Here is a 16,390-nt window from a genome sequence, read left to right as displayed (position 1 = left end):
TTACCCCGGAGAAAACCTGTCTCGCCTAGCAGCAGTTGTTTGGCTACGATGGGCGACGGGGACTGGGAAGGGGTAGCATGGACTACGAAGTTTTCCTGGTCAGGTTTTGGGGCGTGCGCGGCAGCACTCCGGTATCAGGGCCAGAATTCTCTCGCTATGGCGGCAACACGAGCTGCATTGAGATGCGATGCGGCAAGCATACGCTTCTATTCGACGCGGGCTCTGGCCTACGGCCTGCCGGCGCCGCACTTCGGGCGTCAGGCGTGACCGATTTCGACCTGTTTTTCACCCATTGCCATTACGATCACATCATCGGGCTGCCGTTTTTTGCGCCGATCTATGACCGGAGCGTCAAGCTTACGCTTTGGTCCGGGCATCTTGCAGGACGCATGACGACCCGGCAGATGGTCGATGAGTTCATGCGGCCGCCGTGGTTTCCGGTGAAACTGGAGATCTGCAAGGCAAGCCTCGACTGCCGCGATTTCGTATCCGGAGACGTGCTTCGCCCGCGCGAAGGGGTGGTGGTCCGAACCGGCAGTCTTATCCATCCGGGCGGCTGCATAGGCTACCGGGTCGAATGGGGCGGCCGGGTCGTGGCGGTGATCACAGACACTGAGCACGAGCCGGACAAACTCGATCAGGCGGTGCTCGCCCTGATCGAAGATGCCGACCTCGTCATTTACGATTGCACCTACACCGACCAGGAAATGAAACGCCGCCGCGGTAACGGGCATTCGACGTGGCAACAGGGCGTCAAGCTCTGTGAGGCGGCCGGTGCGCGGCGGCTTGCGCTGTTTCACCACGATCCGACACGCACCGACGAGCAACTGGACGAGATCGAGCAACTGGCCAAAGACAGGTTTGCCGGCGCTTTTGCCGCTCGGGATGGCCAGACGCTCCAATTTCCGGGCTCGTTGCACAAAAAGCGCTGAGCTATTTTCCTCTACTGGCGCTGCGCCCGATCAATGTCCCGATCGGAAGCCATGCGCACGCTTCAGTCTGTGCGGTGACTGTGAACAGCCGTTCGAGGAACAGCCAAACCGATTCATCATGTACGAGATGGTGGGTGAGCAGGCCGACCGGTTCGCCGCCGCCGAGTGCACGCTGCAATTGCGCGATGATAGCCTGAACCAATAGGCCATGATCTCGGCAGCCGCGCGTGCCATGCCAATCCATGATGTCGACATTGCTGTTGATGACCGCCAGTGGAGCCGGCTTCGGCGGCCCATAGACCGACAATGCCGCAAATCCTATCGATCCAAGGTTGGGTACCAAGCCGGCGTCGATCCTGTTCCAGGGTGGCACCAGCATCGGAACGGCACGTGAGCCGTGCAGGCCGGTTATATGCGACAGCCCGCGAGCCAGATCATCGAGCACCGCCTCGCGTGGCCGATGCGCGCCGAGCTCCTGCTTTTTCTGGTTCTCGGGCGCATGATTTCGGTGCGCCCAGCCATGGATCGCGACCGCGGCATGCGGCGCCTCGTCAAGCCGGACGACAAGCTTCTCATCAGTCAGGGCCGGAATGACGGCCAGAGTGACCGGAACTGCGAATTCACCGGTGAGGTCGAGCAGCCGATCAAGCGCAGGCGTCGGATCCACGGCGTCATCGTCGCGGAGCCAGAACTCTGCCTTACGGTCCGCCCGTTGCCGGCACGCCAGTTCTTCCACCAAGGGCTGCCAGATCCGATCGGATGTCATGAAACCGGGATCTTCGCAAGAAGTTCGGCCAGACGCCCCGCTGCAACACCGAGGGAGCGTTCTTCGAGGATGAAACGTCTGGCTTCCGCGGCCATGATGGTTCTTTCGTCGTTACGGGTGAGAAGCCTTTCAATGGCAGAAGCGAACGCCGCCACATCGCCCGGCGGGGTGAGAAACCCGGTCTGGCCATCCCGCACGACCTCCGGCACGCCGGCGATGTCCTGAGCCACCACCGGAAGGCCGGCGGCCTGTGCTTCAAGATAGGCAACGCCATAGGCCTCGCCGTAACCCGGCCAGACGTAAATTCCCCCACTGTAGAGGACATCCGGCACGGCGGCCGGCTCAATCGCGCCAAGCCATACGATACGGTCGGCGGGCAAGCCGGCGAATTGCGCTTTGACCTCGTCACGGGCAGGCCCATCCCCGACGACGGACATGGTCCAGGGCAGGTGGCCGATCGGACCGAGCGCCTGCGCCAGCATGCGATAGCTTTCGACTTTGTCGCCCGGGCGCATCATGGCGACGGTAACGAGGCGCGTCGGACAACCCCGTGCCGGCATTTCCCAGAAGGCCGATGTGTCGATGAAGGGCGAAAGCAGACCGAGAGCGGCGTCGGGAATCGCATCAGCCAGTCCCTGACGATCCCTTTGCGTGAAGCAGATGTTCAGCGCTGCCTGTTCGACGGCTCGCGCCACCAACGCCTGCGTGTCGGCCCACAAACCGGCGTTGCGCCGCCTTGAATAGGAGGCTTCCGCTGTCACACAGGGGATAGCAAAGGCCGACGCCAGTTCGGGTCCGATCAGGTCGGGCGCCTTGTAATAGGGATGATAGCAGAACCAGAGATCGGGCTTGCCGTCACGATCCCAAAGCTTTGTCAGCCGCGCGGCTTCCTCTCGGGCTTCGATCTTGAGCGCATCGAAACTTTTCGGAACCGGTTCGCGTAGATAGAAGCGCAATTCGGATGCCAGTTCGACGCTATGCCCTGCATGCTCCAGCGCCTTGACCAGCGTCCGTGCCATCTGGCGGTCGCCGGAGGCAACGGGATGATTGGGCGACTTCAGCGGCGCGTAGAAGGCAATTCGCATCGTCGGACCCTATCATCGGAAAGCCTGCGCAAGTCAATTTCGAAGCATGATCGACTCACTTTCAAGCAGTGGAATGTGGTATCTGATGCTCATGGAAACAGCTGCAGCGTCCGATCCGTTTGTCGCTTCTTTGCCGGTCTTCGCAAGGTTCGAAAGCGTTGCCGATATCGATAACTATCGGCCTCTCCCGGATGGCTGGGCGCTGGCCACCGCCGACATCGTCGGCTCGACCAAGGCGATCGACGCTGGGCGCTATAAAACCGTCAATATGGCCGGCGCCAGCGTTATCTCGGCGCTGCTCAATGCGCTGGGTCGGCGAGATCTTCCCTTTGTCTTCGGCGGCGACGGCGCGCTCGTGGCGTTTCCCGGCTCGGCACTGGAGATCACCCGCAACGCGCTGGCCGCTGTCCAGAGATGGGTGGCGGACGAACTGGACCTGACCTTGCGTGCCGCAATCGTGCCGATAGAGGATATAAGAGCGCAAGGCCTCGACGTTCGCGTGGCGAGGTTCCGGGCCTCCGAAGCGGTCTTCTATGCCATGTTTGCGGGCGGTGGCGGCAGTTGGGCGGAAGCCGAGATGAAAGCGGGGCGCTACCGCATCGGTCCTGCGCCAGCCGGCACACGGCCGGATCTTACCGGCCTCTCCTGCCGCTGGAACCCGATCGACGCCCGGCACGGCGAAATCGTCTCGATCATAGCCATCCCGAGGCCGTCGCGCGACTTGCGCGGTTTTCAGTCTTTGGCTTCCGACATCATCGCCCTTGCCGGGGGGCAGGAACGCGATGGCCACCCGTTGCCGGTGAACGGTCCGGCCTACAGTTTTTCGCCCGCCGGCCTCGATATCGAGGCGCGGGCCATGGCGCCGGCAGGATGGCGGTGGCTGTCCAAGCTGTGGATATTGTTCCAGCTGACGCTTACGGCTGTCACCGATAGATATGGCTGGACGATCGGCAGCTTCGATCCGAAGATCTACAAACGCGACGTGGCCAGCAATTCGGATTTCCGGAAGTTCGACGACGGCTTGAAGATGACTATCGACGTTGACGCGGACGTGTTGCAACGGATCGAGAACCGGCTGAAACAGGCGGAAGAGGCGGGCATCTGCAACTATGGCCTGCACCGCCAGAAATCGGCCTTGATGACATGCCTCGTCGCCTCGCCGCTGCAGCGCGATCACGTTCATTTCATCGATGGCGCCGCCGGCGGCTATGCGATGGCCGCCGCAAGCCTGAAGGCGAAGGTGCCGGTCTGACGGCAGCTTGCGGAAATCGATTTTCCGCAATATGCCTCGGGTTCTTGGGCAACCAGGTGAGCCTCGCCATGGGCACGGACGGCCTGTCCGAATTGACGGAAAGCAGATTTTTGGACGCCTCACGATCGACATATGACCGTCTTCTGAACCTGATTTCGACGCGCACCGCGCAAGTCGGCGTGATTGGGCTGGGCTATGTCGGGTTGCCGCTGGCAGTTGCGATCGCACGCGCCGGCTTCCCGGTTTCCGGCTTCGACATCGAAGCCCAGAAGGTCGAGAGCCTGAACAACGGCCAATCCTACATTGAGGCGGTGTCGTCGACAGCCCTTGCCGGCCAGGTGGCGAGCGGACGGTTCCGCGGCACTGCGGATTTTGCCGAACTGGCCGTCTGCGATGTCATCATCATCTGCGTTCCGACACCGCTGACGAAAAACCGTGAGCCGGACCTCTCCTTTGTCAGGAACACGGCAGGCACCGTGGCGAAGCATTTGCGTCTCGGCCAGCTGATCGTGCTGGAATCGACCACCTATCCCGGCACCACCGACGACGTGATCAAGCCGATACTGGAAGAAACCGGCTTGCAGTCGAAGATAGACTTCTTCCTCGGTTTCTCGCCCGAACGCGAGGATCCCGGCAACCGCAGCTTTGAAGTCGCGACGATCCCCAAGGTCGTGGCAGGCGACGGCATTGAAGCGGCGATACTCGTGCAGGCTTTCTACCAGGGCGTGGTCAAGACCGTCGTTCCGGTTTCCACCACGGCGACCGCCGAGGCGGTCAAGCTGACGGAAAACATCTTCCGCTCGGTCAACATAGCCCTGGTCAACGAGTTGAAGGTCGTGCTCGGTGCGATGGGCATCGACATCTGGGAGGTGATCGAGGCGGCAAAGAGCAAGCCCTTCGGCTACATGCCTTTTTATCCTGGCCCCGGACTCGGCGGGCACTGCGTTCCGATCGATCCCTTCTACCTGACGTGGAAGGCGCGCGAATACGAAATGCCGACCCGCTTCATCGAGCTGGCGGCAGAGATCAACACGGCCATGCCGCGTCATGTGGTCGATGAACTGGCGAAGGCGCTGGACCGGCGCTGCGGCAAGGCGCTCAGCCGCTCGCGCATTCTCATCATCGGGCTCGCCTACAAGAAGAATGTGCCCGACATCCGCGAGAGCCCCTCATTGCGGCTCATTGAACTCATCGAGGAATGGGGCGGCAAGGCGGAATTTCACGATCCGCATGTTACCGAGATCCCGACCACACGGGAGCATATGACGATCAAGGGGCGGCGCTCGGTCGAATTGACCGAGGCGGCATTGAAGGATTTCGATGCTGTCGTCATTGCAACCGACCACGACGCGATTGACTATCAGGCGATCGCTGATCACGCTCTTCTGATCGTCGACACACGCAATGTTTTTGGCCGCCTCGGGCTAGCCCGAGAGACGGTGGTGAAGGCCTGACGGCGTCTGGGCTGGCGAGTTTTTTGCCTGATGTCAGGATCGTGATTGAACTCCGCCGGCAGCCTCGCCACATAATGCCCCTTCGCCGGCTTTTGCCCCAAGCCGGCTTCATTGACTTCGGGGGTCTTGTCTCTGGGGTCGTTAGCGGAGCGTGTTATGGCGGATCAATGGAGAATGGCTCGTCTTCGACGGGTCTCAAGATAGCATGAGCACAGCGCAAGCAGAAATTTCCACCATTCTCATGGACAAGGTTGCCGATTGGCTGACCCAATCGGCGCTGGCGGGCGACGCCTTGGAAACATTGGTAAAGGGCTTTTGTGAACGGCTGGCTGCTGCCGGCCTGCCGCTGAAGCGGGTGCATTTGAGCTTTTCGATGCTTCATCCGCTTTATGACGCGCTTGGCTTCACCTGGCTTCGCGGCCAAGGCATGGAAGTGGAAGGCTTCCGCAAAGAGGACGGCGTTCATTCTGACAGATTCCTGACCAGCCCATACTACCATCTGCTCAGCAACAAGCTCGACCATCTGCGGCGCCGGCTCGACCCGTCGATGCCGTCGGAATTTCCTGTTTTCGATGATCTCCGGCTTATGGGCGTGACCGATTACATGGCTTTCGTCCATCCCTTCAACGGCAATACCAGTCAGGGCATGATGGGATCCTGGTCCACCGACAGCGCTGCAGGCTTCAGCGACAACATGATTTCAGCGCTGCTGCGCATCCAGAACCATCTCGCTATCGCAACGAAGATGGCGGTGCTCACCAAGCTGGCCGACAACATGATGACCACTTATCTCGGCGGCGACGCCGGCAGGCGCGTGCTGGACGGCCAGATCAAGCGCGGCGAGGGCGACACAATCCGGGCCGCACTGGTCATGGCCGATATGCGCGGGTCGACAAGGCTTGCCGAAACTTCCGGCCGCGAAATTTACATCGATACGCTGAACCAGTTTTTCGATGCCATTGCTGCACCTTTCAATCGCAGAGGCGGGCAGATCATGAGTTTCCTGGGGGATGGCTTCATTGCCGTCTACCCTTGCGAAAGGCACCGCTCGCAGTCCGAGATCGCCTGCCAGGCTGCTCTTGCGGCAGCGCACAAGGCCACGGCGCGCATGATGGAGCTCAATCTGCGCAGAAAGGAGCAGGGATTGGGGGACATAAAATTTGGCATTGGCCTGCATGTCGGCAATGTGATGTTCGGCAATGTCGGGCTTACCGACCGGCTAACATTCTCTGTCTTCGGCTCGGCTGTAAACGAGGTCCAGCGCCTCCAGACCCTGACCAAGAAATATCCCCACAGCGTTCTCGCCAGCAAAGACTTCGCCGGCTATTGCGGCGCCAACAGCTGGCTGACGCTCGGCAACGAGGAACTGGCGGGCATCAAGCAGAAGCTGACGGTGCTTTCACCCGATCTGTCGGGTGCTCTCGCACTCGATGAGGACGGTGCGCTGGAGCCGATTCACGACCGAATATCCGACGCCGAGCAGGTCATGCTGCTTCATCGCGATGCCGCGCGGCTGTCGGCGGCCGACCCGAGGAAGCTCCAGTAACCGCCACGATCTGATCCGAACGCCTTTCGGATGCAGTCCGGTCGCCGGTTCCGCCAGGGAACTGGCGACCGATTTCGAATCCAAGTTGCTCTGCGCTGCCAATGCGTTAGTCTCGCTTTCTGGGCCCGCCGCCCGGCGGGCTGCCAGAGTGGGGCTGGTGTGAGAATGAATTCGGGTGTTGATCTGCTGCGGATCGAGGATGTTGGCATCTCTTTTGCCATTATCGGCGGACCGTTGCATGCCGTCAGACGTGCAAATCTTCGCGTCTTGCCCGGCAAGGTCACTGCGCTTGTGGGCGAGTCCGGTTCCGGAAAATCGGTTCTCAGCCAGGCAGTGATGGGCATTTTGCCGAACACAGCCCATGTTCGCGGCCGTATCCTGTTTTCCGATCCTGAAAAGCCCGGCACGACGCAGGATATCCTGCAGATGCCGCGTGACGGACCCGAAATCCGGGCGTTGAGAGGCAGCCGCATCGGCAAGATCTTTCAGGAGCCGATGACATCACTGTCGCCGCTGCACACGGTCGGCAATCAGGTCAGCGAATCCCTGCAGATTCATACGCCCATGGCGCGGGCGGAGCGCAAGGCGCGTGCCGAGGAAATGCTCGACCTTGTCGGCTTTCCCAACCCCAAGCGCGCCTATGATATGTATCCGTTTGAACTTTCGGGAGGATTGCGTCAACGCGCCATGATCGCCATGGCGCTTATCTGCCGGCCCGCCCTGTTGATCGCCGACGAGCCGACAACGGCGTTGGACGTCACCATCCAGGCGCAAATCCTGCAATTGCTGCGCGGGCTTCAGGCCAAGCTGAACATGGCGATGCTGCTGATCACGCACGACCTTGGCGTGGTCGCCAATGTCGCCGACGAGGTGGTGGTCATGTACCATGGCGAAATCATGGAAGCGGGACCTGTCGAGGCGATATTCCGCCGGCCAGGCCACCCTTACCTGAAGGGCCTGATGGCAGCCGTTCCGCATTTCGACCTGAAGCCTGGCGAAAGGCTAAAGGCGCTCCGCGAGGTGCCGGTGAATGTCGGGAACCTGCTCGGCAAGCAGACGGCGCCGGCATCGAAGGGGCCGGACGACATCCTGCTGTCGGTCAGGGATCTGACAAAGACCTTCACCATCCGCAAGTCCGGATGGTTCGGCGGAGATCATCAAACCTCTGTTCGCGCCGTCGACGGCGTGAGCTTCGATATCAGGCGGGGTGAGTGTCTGGGTCTTGTCGGCGAAAGCGGCTCCGGCAAAACCACCGTCAGCAAGATCCTCATGCGGGCTGTCACACCAAGCGGCGGCTCTGTGATCTTCAACGGCAGCGATGGTCCGATCGACGTCCTGGAAGCCGAGGGAGACGCCCTGCGCATGCTGCGCGCGAAAATCCAGATGGTCTTCCAGGACCCGGTTTCGTCGCTTTCACCTCGCATGACGGTGGAGAACATCTTGAGCGAGCCGCTGGAAATCCATCAACGTGGCAATGCCGCGTCCCGACTCGTCACGGTCAAGAGCCTGATGCAGGCAATCGGGCTCGATCCGCGCTTCATAAAGCGTTATCCGCACAGTTTCTCTGGCGGGCAGCGTCAGCGTATCGGCATCGCGCGCGCGTTGGCGCTGGGGCCTGAACTCCTGATCTGCGACGAGCCGGTTTCGGCACTCGATGTCTCCGTCCAGGCGCAGATCCTGAACCTTCTGAAGGACCTGCAGAAGGAACTGGGCCTGACCTACCTGTTCATATCCCACAACCTGGCGGTGGTGGACTACATGGCAGACCGCATCGCGGTGATGTGCGGCGGCCGTATCGTCGAGCTCGCGCCGCGCGAAATTCTGCTTAGGAAACCGGTCCACCCCTACACGCGCTCACTGGTCGCCGCAGTACCTTTCCCCGATCTCGACAGGCCGATGGACTTCAAAACGCTGAAGCTCGACGGCGCTTCCGACACCAGCGCATGGGGACCGCAATTCCGCGACGAGAGCGACAAGGATATGCTGTCGCCGCTCGACCTTGGCGGCGGCCACCTCGTGCTGGCCCGGCGTACGGCCGATGTCAGCGAGTTACGCCATTGATCAGCCGGCGCACCGTCCTTGGACTTATGGCTTCGGCATTTCTGCCGGGCACGTCGCGCGCCGGCGATCTGGAGCCGGAATTTCTTCAGCCGCAGCTGAAGGCCAAGGCGCTGCCGGCACTCGCCGAACGCTTGCCCAAGAGCCCGCGCGCGTTGAACCTCGCCGCGATGGGCCGGCAGCCCGGCCAGTATGGCGGCACGCTGCGCACGATCATCGGCAGCCAGAAAGATATCCGGATGATGACGATCTACGGGTATGCTCGCCTGGTCGGCTATGACGAAAAGCTCAACTTGCAAGCCGACATTCTCGAAAGTTTCGACGTAGCGGATGATCGCGTCTTCACATTCAAGATTCGGGAAGGCCATAAATGGTCTGACGGTAGCCTGCTGACGCCGGAGGATTTTCGCTATTGCTGGGAAGATGTCTGGCTGAACGATGAGCTTTCGCAAGGCGGGCTTGCCCCCGCCCTGCTGGCGAACGCCAAGCCGCCACGCTTCGAGATCGTCGATCCGTCGACGGTCCGCTATAGTTGGGATGCGCCCAATCCCGACTTCCTGCCCAAGCTTGCTGCTGCTTCGCCGCTATCGCTGGTTCTGCCGGCCACCTATCTCAAGCAGTTCCACAAGAAATATCAGGATCCATTTCGGCTCGCCGGCCTGATGAAGGAGAACCGGGCCAAGAAATGGACGCTCCTGCATATCCGCATGTCGCGGCAGTATCGCCCGGAGAACCCGGAACTGCCGACGCTCGATCCATGGCGGAACCGGACCAAGCCCCCGGCCGAGCAATTCGTCTTCGAGCGCAACCCGTTCTTTCATCGAATCGACGAGAATGGCCGGCAAATGCCCTATGTTGACCGGATTGTCATGAATGTCAGCTCGCCGGCGATCATTTCCGCCAAGACCGGTGCGGGCGAGAGCGACCTGCAAAGCATGGGAATTGACTTCACCGACTACTCCTTCCTGAAGGATGCGGAGAAGCGCTACCCGGTGAAGATGCATCTCTGGAAACGCACACAGGGTTCGCGGCTGGCGCTGCTGCCCAATCTGAATTGTGCCGACCAGGTGTGGCGTGGCCTTCTTCGTGACGTTCGCGTGCGCCGCGCCCTTTCGCTCGCTGTGGATAGGCGCGAGATCAATTTGGCCGTGTTCTACGGACTGGGGCAGGAAAGTGCCGATACGGTCCTGCCGGAGAGCCCGCTCTACCGGCCGGAATTCGCGAAAGCCTGGGTCGCCCATGATCCCGACCAGGCCAATGCCCTGCTCGACGAGGCCGGGCTTCAGACGCGTGACGATGACGGCCTGCGGATACTTCCCGACGGACGCCCAGCGCAGATCATAGTGGAGACGGCCGGCGAAAGCACGCTGGAAACCGACGCGCTCGAACTCATCACCGATCACTGGCGCATGATCGGGATCGCCCTGTTCATCCGGACTTCGCAGCGCGATATCTTCCGCAGCCGCGCGCTTGGCGGCCAGATCATGATGTCGATGTGGTCGGGCATCGACAATGGCGTGCCGACCGCCGACATGAACCCGTACCAGTTGGCCCCAACTATGGACGACCAGCTGCAATGGCCGCTCTGGGGTGCTCACCACTTGTCTCATGGCAAGGTCGGTGAGGCGCCCGATCTTCCGCCTGTGGTCGAGCTGATGTCTTTGCTCAAGCGCTGGAAGGCATCGACCGAAGCCACGGAGCGTGCCGAAATCTGGAATTCAATGCTGTCGATCTACACCGATCAGGTGTTTTCGATCGGCACCGTGAACGGAACGCATCAGCCGGTTCTGGTGTCCTCGCGGCTGCGCAATCTGCCTGACAAGGCGCTCTACGGCTACGACCCGACCGCCTATTTCGGTGTCTACATGCCGGATACATTCTGGCTTGGAGAGTCCTGAGCGTGCTTCGATATTTTGTCTGGCGCATTGCCGTGATGGTTCCAACGCTGCTGGTCATATCGGCACTGGTGTTCACGATCATCGAACTTCCACCCGGCGACTATTTCGACAGCTATGTTGCCGAGCTTCGGGCTCAGGGCGAAGCGGTGGATTCCGATCGCATCGAGATGATGCGCAAGGACTATGGTTTCGACCAGCCACCGGTCATTCGCTACTTCTACTGGGTCGGCGGGATGTTGCGCGGCGATTTTGGCTATTCCTTCGAATATGAGCTGCCGGTCCGCGACGTCGTCGGGGACCGAATGTGGCTGACGGTGCTGGTTTCCTTCGTCACGATCATCTTCACCTGGCTCATCGCCTTTCCGATCGGCATGTACTCCGCCACGCATCAATACAGCTGGGGCGACTACGGCCTGACTCTCTTCGGCCTTCTCGGCCTTGCCATTCCGAACTTCATGCTGGCGCTGATCCTGATGTATTTCGCCAACATCTGGTTCGGCACATCCATCGGCCATCTCATGGACCAGCAATATCTCGGCGAGCCGATGAGCTGGGCCAAGGCGAAGTCGATCCTCGCCCATCTCTGGATTCCGGTCTTGATCATCGGCACCGGGGGCACGGCAAGCATGATCCGGCGGCTGCGCGCCAATCTTCTCGACGAGCTACACAAGCAATATGTCGTGACCGCGCGCGCCAAGGGACTTCATCCGTTCAAGGCGCTGGTCAAATATCCGCTGCGCATGGCGCTCAATTTCTTCATTTCCGATATCGGCTCTATCCTGCCGGCCATCATCTCCGGCGCCGAAATCACGGCGATCGTGCTGTCTTTGGAAACGACCGGGCCGATGCTGATCAAGGCGCTGCAAAGCCAGGACATGTACCTGGCAGGGTCGTTCCTCATGTTCCTCGCCTTCCTGACGGTCATCGGTGTCCTGATTTCCGACCTGGCGCTGGCGCTGCTTGATCCAAGAATTCGTTTGCAGGGCGGTAGCACCAAATGAGCACGCATTCGCCGCTGCCCGCTCCGGGTGCTCCGCTGCAACACTACGTTTCCACCGCGCCCTTTGACCTGGAGTCGGTCGAGGCGATGACGCCGGAGCAGTCGAAGGTCTTTCAGGCGTCGCAGTTGCGGCTGATGTGGTGGAAATTCCGGGAGCACCGGCTTGCCGTTATTTCAGGCATATTCCTGGCAGCGCTTTATTTCGGAATACTGATCTGCGAGTTCCTGGCCCCCTACAATCTGCACACGCGCAACATGGACTACATCTATTCGCCGCCGCAGCGGGTGCACCTGTTCCACAACGGCCAGTTCGTCGGGCCGTTCGTTTATGGCCGCCAGATGACGCTGGATATGGACACGCTCAAGCGGAACTACATCGAGAATCAAGATGATGTTCAGCGGATCCGTTTCTTCTGCAAGGGCGATAGTTATCGGTTCTGGGGCCTGATCGAAGGTGACAGGCATTTTGTCTGCCCTGCCGAAAACGGCCAGCTCTTTCTGGCCGGCACTGACAGGCTGGGGCGCGACGTGCTCTCGCGCATCATCTATGGCGCACGCATTTCACTGACAATCGGCCTCGTCGGCATCAGTTTCAGCTTCCTGCTCGGCATCGTCATCGGCGGACTGGCCGGCTATCACGGCGGTATATTCGACCTGATCGTTCAACGGATAATCGAAGTTCTGCAGTCAATCCCCAGCATTCCGCTATGGCTGGCTCTGGCGGCGATCATGCCGATAACCTGGAGTCCGATCCTGATCTATTTCGGCATCACCGTCATCCTCGGGCTACTCGACTGGACCGGATTGGCGCGGGCCGTGCGTTCGAAGCTTCTAGCGTTGCGCGAGGAGGATTACGTTCTGGCTGCGCAATTGATGGGCGCCAGAAGCAGCCGCATCATCGGGCGGCATCTCATTCCCGGCTTCATGTCGCATCTGATCGCGACGGCGACGATCTCCATACCCGGCATGATCCTGGGCGAGACGGCGCTGAGCTTCCTCGGGCTCGGCCTGAGGGCGCCGATAACCAGCTGGGGCATCCTGCTCACGGAGGCGCGCAGCGTCAGCGTCATCGCGTTCTATCCATGGCTGCTTTTGCCGATGCTCCCCGTCATTCTCGTCATCCTGGCGTTCAACTTCCTCGGCGACGGCCTGCGGGACGCCGCAGATCCCTACAAGTGAGATCGCTATTCCGCCGCGCGCCGGGCCACCCGCTCCACCCGGTATGATCCTGTCGCAGCCTGTTCGGTTATTGCAGGGTTCATCGTTCGCCTCTATACGTGCCGGGACGCGATCGGCGGTTAACATGTCGCCCTCGGGTTTCACCCGTGAACCGCTCTGGTCGCGGGCATTGCTGATCTCTTGAGCTGGTTTCAGGACACACACGCATATGACTCGCCTTGAGAATTTCATCAGCAGGATGACCGCACAGCGCGACATTCTCGATCAGGTTTGCCCCGAGGTGGCGAAGATGGAAGGGCCGGTGCTCGAACTCGGCCTCGGCAACGGCCGTACGTACCACCATCTGCGCGAGCGCCTGCCCGGACGCCGGATCGTGGTGTTCGACCGTGAACTTAGCGCACACGCCAGCTCAATTCCCGACGCTGAAGACTTCGTGCTCGGCGAAATACGCGAGACGGCGAAGAGGTTCATTGGCATCGACGCGGCTCTCGTTCATGCTGACATCGGCACCGGCTATGACGATCGCGACGCAGTGACCTCTACCTGGCTTCCCGATCTGATCGCGCGCCTGCTTCGCGTCGGCGGCTTCGCGGTCAGCGGCACGCCCCTCGAGCACCCGCTGTTGCAACGCCTCCAGCCGCCGCCTTCGGTGCCCGCCGATCGTTATTTTGTCTGCAGGCGCGTGTGAGGGGCCGAGACGACCCAAACATTTGGCGGCCAAATCTTCGGGGCCAAATCTTCAGGGGATCATATATACTGCTATCTCCCGCTCGATGCCGCGCAGCGAGACCTCGTGGGGCACGGGCGTCAGCGCGTTCCTGTGCAACAGATCGGCGGTGAGATTGTCGTCGACCACGGCACGAGTGGCGAAGATCGCCTGTGCGTTGGCAAGGTTCTGGACCCGCGAAGCAATGTTGACCGTCTGGCCGAAATAGTCCTGTCGCTCGTTCATGGACACGGCGATGCACGGGCCGGCATGGACTCCGATCTTGAGCAGCAGATCCTCGCGCCCGCTCTTGTCGTTGAGCTCACGCATGGCATCGCGCATCCTGAGGGCCGCAGCAATCGCACGATCAGGCGTCGCGAAGGTCGCCATCACCGCATCACCGATCGTCTTGACCACCGCGCCTGCCTCCGCCGCAACGATCTCGTGCAGAACCTGGAAATGCACGCGCACGAGATCGAAGGCCGAAAGATCGCCCACCCGCTCGTAAAGCTCGGTCGATCCGCGCAGGTCGGTGAACAGGAAGGTCAGGCTGGTGATTTTCAGGCGCTGGTCGATGTCGAGCGTATCCGTGCGATAGAGATCGCGGAACGTCTGGTTGGTGAGCAGGCGCTTGGCGGTCAGGAAGGGCCGGCGTTTACCCAGGAGACCATGCAATTCCTGGCCGGCGATGAAGACCGTCGGCAGCACGCGTGTGTCGGTCCTGTTCTCCAGCGAAATGCGCAACGGGCCGGGTTGCATCTCCAGCGTCTGGTTCTGGACATGGTCGCGGTCGAAGACCAAAGAGAGGCTTCGGCGCTCTTTTGTTGGTTCGCCCTTCACGTCGATGAACTGTGCTGAATGGGTGACCGGCTCGAAGACGATGACGAATTCAGACGGAAGCTGTATGGGCAGAACCGCCTTTTCGCCGGGGGCAAGCTCGATATCCTCCAGCGAGAACGCTTCGATCTTTTTCGCGAAATCCTCTTCCGGCAGATCGACGCCGGACGCCCAGTAGATCTGGCGGTAATATTCCAGCAAGGGCAGTTCGTGTGGATTGTGGGCGGCAATCCTGCGCACGCGGGGACTGACGGTGAATGTCACCTCGACCATCTCGTCGAGGGTCGGCGAATAGCCCTCGGAGCACAGCGCGCAGGTGTATTCGTCCTTCTGCAGGGTTTTCAGCGTGGCGTTTGTGTCGAGCACGCCGCCACAGCCGGGGCATAGAACATTCCAGGAAATGTCGAAGATGCCTACCCGTGCCGCATGGAGAAAGGCGCTTATGGCGCGTTCCTCGTCGAGGCCATGCTTGCTGGCGAAGGCTGGCGCATTGATGCGGCAAAGTTCGCGGTCCTTGCCCTCCGCGATGGTTCGCTTGATCGCGTCGATTGCCTGCGGATCGACACCGGTCGATTGCCGCAGAAGCGAGAACAGATCCTGAGCTTCGTTCATCGTGCAGGCTCCGGAAAATGCGCCATCGAGGCGTGTTGACCGGACCGGTCTTTGGTCCGAGCGCTCCATCTTACTTCGAAACGCATCGTACGGCCATTCGAATGGATAGGCCTGGTGACAGTTCAATTTCCATTCGGCGGATTTCACTGGCCGCAAGCGGCACTAGGATGGCGGGGCATTCATCTTTGGGGTCTTCTCCCATGCCGACATCCAACAACCCGCCATTTCCTGCGGCCCTGCGCCTTTTCTCCGTGGTGGTCATCATCGTCCTGATCGTCGGCGCCGGCCTGTTTTTCGCGCCTGTGCTGGTCAAGCCGCGCTGGCCTTGGGCCGTCACGCCATTCAATGCCCGCTTCCTCGGCGGCTTCTACACCGCCGAAATGGTCGTGATGGCGGCGCTGCTGGTCTGGAATCGCTGGTCACCCGGCCGGCTCGTGCTCGTCATGGCCTTCATCTTCACCGCCATCGTGTCGGTGGCTTCGTTCATCAATCTCGGCTATTTCAACTTCGAGCGCAAAGCGCCCTGGCTCTGGTTTTTGGTCTATCTCGCTTCGGTCGCGGTATCCGGGCTGTTCCTGTGGCGGGCCAGGGCCCGTCCTTCTGCAAAAGCCGTGACCTTAACCCCCGTATGGCGCGGCTACATGCCGGTGGAATCGGCGATCCTTGGGCTCTATGGCGTCGGCCTGTTGCTGTTTCCCCTGACATTCGGCAGCATCTGGCCATGGCCGATCGATGCCTTCCACGCTCAGGTCTACAGCGCCATCTTCCTGGCCGGTGCGGGGGGTATATATCTCGTCTGGAGAAGCGCGCCGCGCGAGGAACTGCTGGTGCTCGGCCTGGCGCAGTTTCTGGTTGGCCTGCTTGCCATCCTTGGCCTCGTCATCACCGACGCTGCGGTGCACCGGGTCGACTGGACGGCGACCGGGACATTGTGCTGGCTCGGCCTTTTCGGCTGGATCGGCATCAGCGGCGTCTTCAAACTCTACGCCGCCTCCCGGTATTTTAGCTCGCAACCGGCATCATAGGTTGCAGAGACGGCTGGATTTTCAGGTGACGTCCGGTGCA

General features: G+C 60.8%; 13 protein-coding genes. 10 read left to right on the top strand and 3 right to left on the bottom strand.

Annotated elements, in window-relative coordinates:
* Window positions 1-77: 77 nt before the first annotated feature.
* Window positions 78-932: an MBL fold metallo-hydrolase gene (locus tag AC0L2Z_RS08800; protein WP_287064592.1), complete on the top strand. Its 855-nt coding sequence runs from the start codon at window positions 78-80 to the stop codon at window positions 930-932.
* Window position 933: 1 nt separating this feature from the next.
* Here the strand turns inward: AC0L2Z_RS08800 and AC0L2Z_RS08795 are convergent, their stop codons facing one another.
* Window positions 934-1,698 (bottom strand): polysaccharide deacetylase family protein, encoded by a 765-nt coding sequence (locus AC0L2Z_RS08795; protein ID WP_473627561.1) that lies wholly within the window; start codon window positions 1,696-1,698, stop codon window positions 934-936.
* The gene (locus tag AC0L2Z_RS08790; protein ID WP_128173708.1) at window positions 1,695-2,783 is read right to left on the bottom strand and encodes a glycosyltransferase family 4 protein; all 1,089 of its coding nucleotides are present in this window, start codon (window positions 2,781-2,783) and stop codon (window positions 1,695-1,697) included. The genes AC0L2Z_RS08795 and AC0L2Z_RS08790 overlap by 4 nt, the downstream gene beginning before the upstream one ends.
* A gap of 73 nt (window positions 2,784-2,856) precedes the next feature.
* On the opposite strand from AC0L2Z_RS08790, the gene AC0L2Z_RS08785 reads away from it, so the two are divergent.
* From AC0L2Z_RS08785 to AC0L2Z_RS08750, 8 genes are all read left to right on the top strand, one after another.
* A complete protein-coding gene (locus tag AC0L2Z_RS08785; RefSeq protein ID WP_473627583.1) occupies window positions 2,857-4,035 on the top strand; it encodes a DUF3095 domain-containing protein in 1,179 nt (392 codons plus the stop codon).
* Window positions 4,036-4,145: 110 nt separating this feature from the next.
* Window positions 4,146-5,489: a nucleotide sugar dehydrogenase gene (locus AC0L2Z_RS08780; RefSeq protein ID WP_353829482.1), complete on the top strand. Its 1,344-nt coding sequence runs from the start codon at window positions 4,146-4,148 to the stop codon at window positions 5,487-5,489.
* A gap of 205 nt (window positions 5,490-5,694) precedes the next feature.
* The gene (locus AC0L2Z_RS08775; protein ID WP_128168942.1) at window positions 5,695-7,035 is read left to right on the top strand and encodes an adenylate/guanylate cyclase domain-containing protein; all 1,341 of its coding nucleotides are present in this window, start codon (window positions 5,695-5,697) and stop codon (window positions 7,033-7,035) included.
* A 165-nt stretch (window positions 7,036-7,200) separates the two neighbouring features.
* Entirely contained in the window at window positions 7,201-9,096 is a 1,896-nt protein-coding gene (locus tag AC0L2Z_RS08770; protein ID WP_473627560.1) for an ABC transporter ATP-binding protein, read from the top strand.
* A complete protein-coding gene (locus AC0L2Z_RS08765) occupies window positions 9,093-10,991 on the top strand; it encodes an ABC transporter substrate-binding protein (protein ID WP_473627559.1) in 1,899 nt (632 codons plus the stop codon). The genes AC0L2Z_RS08770 and AC0L2Z_RS08765 overlap by 4 nt, the downstream gene beginning before the upstream one ends.
* Window positions 10,992-10,993: 2 nt before the next feature.
* Window positions 10,994-11,992 carry an ABC transporter permease gene (locus AC0L2Z_RS08760; protein WP_023797971.1) on the top strand — a complete coding sequence of 333 codons (999 nt, stop codon included), beginning with the start codon at window positions 10,994-10,996 and terminating at the stop codon, window positions 11,990-11,992.
* Window positions 11,989-13,170, top strand: coding sequence for an ABC transporter permease (locus AC0L2Z_RS08755; protein ID WP_091594734.1), 1,182 nt, complete (start codon window positions 11,989-11,991; stop codon window positions 13,168-13,170). Before AC0L2Z_RS08760 ends, AC0L2Z_RS08755 begins: the two co-directional genes overlap by 4 nt.
* A gap of 208 nt (window positions 13,171-13,378) precedes the next feature.
* Window positions 13,379-13,858, top strand: coding sequence for a class I SAM-dependent methyltransferase (locus tag AC0L2Z_RS08750; RefSeq protein WP_128173712.1), 480 nt, complete (start codon window positions 13,379-13,381; stop codon window positions 13,856-13,858).
* Between the two features lie 51 nt (window positions 13,859-13,909).
* Here AC0L2Z_RS08750 and AC0L2Z_RS08745 read toward each other — a convergent pair whose 3' ends face one another.
* Window positions 13,910-15,325, bottom strand: coding sequence for a DUF5939 domain-containing protein (locus AC0L2Z_RS08745; RefSeq protein ID WP_473627558.1), 1,416 nt, complete (start codon window positions 15,323-15,325; stop codon window positions 13,910-13,912).
* Window positions 15,326-15,525: 200 nt separating this feature from the next.
* Here AC0L2Z_RS08745 and AC0L2Z_RS08740 point away from each other — a divergent pair, with 200 nt between their 5' ends.
* Window positions 15,526-16,350: a hypothetical protein gene (locus tag AC0L2Z_RS08740; protein WP_473627556.1), complete on the top strand. Its 825-nt coding sequence runs from the start codon at window positions 15,526-15,528 to the stop codon at window positions 16,348-16,350.
* Window positions 16,351-16,390 lie beyond the last annotated feature (40 nt).

It is taken from the genome of Mesorhizobium sp. WSM4850 (assembly GCF_055811735.1).
Note: the sequence above shows the minus strand (reverse complement) of the source record. Positions and strands in the feature narration are given on the sequence as shown.